1 protein-coding gene is annotated in these 767 nt (G+C 60.5%); it reads right to left on the bottom strand.

Annotated features, from left to right (window positions below; genetic code table 11):
* Positions 1–466: 466 nt before the first annotated feature.
* Positions 467–767 (bottom strand): hypothetical protein (locus tag ACYVJH_RS13775; RefSeq protein WP_460455225.1); only part of this gene is annotated, 301 nt, incomplete at its 5' end.

Below are 767 nucleotides of genomic sequence, written 5' to 3' on the forward strand. Positions count from 1 at the left end.
GACCAGAATGATTATTGCCCCGAGAGCGCCAACTACAAAAGGGAACGCCACTGCGGCTCCACCTAGCGCGGCTGCGCCAAGACAGGCGCGGGGCGGCTCCTTACGCACAAACCCAACGACCGCCAGGACCAGGGCTACGCTCCCCAGAATAGACGTCGCCGTTACGACGAGCTGATACGAGTCCCACTTGGGTTGTTCTGGCCCCTTCTCGCGTCCGGCCAGCCTGTCCACTGTCGCGTCTCGAATCGCAACGACTTTGTCAGCGATGCGGTGCTCAATCGCCGGCTTCGGCGCCGCAGCAGAGATCCAGAAGTGACCAATGGCAACCAGGAGTGCGAGAGCGCCGAGGGCTAGACCAACTGTGCTGAACTTCAACTTTGCCGGACTGGTCATTGGACGCCTAACACCTGAGTTAAGCCGCGCCGAAGGCGTCGGCTTGAATGATTGGTTTGGCCGCAAATCCATCTCACCGGCCCCCTGGAATCGTGGCGGTTGCGGCGCACGCCAGTCCCGCCCCTGCCATTGCAGCAATATAGTCCAGATTAGTTGCGCTCATGCCCTGCAGCACCTGCAAAGTTGCAATGAAGCCGGCGACGACAATGCTTCCCCACACAAAGCAGAAGATTGCGGTCTTCCCGCCGGACCGAGTCCAGAGCCGGATTCCGCGCTTCGCGCGGACTGTAGAGGATGCAATTGGCGCTGAAAAATAGGCAAACGCGAAGGACGAGCCGACGACGACTGCCAAAAGCCGCGACGAGCCATAAGCG

The organism is Arenimonas aestuarii, assembly GCF_054781715.1.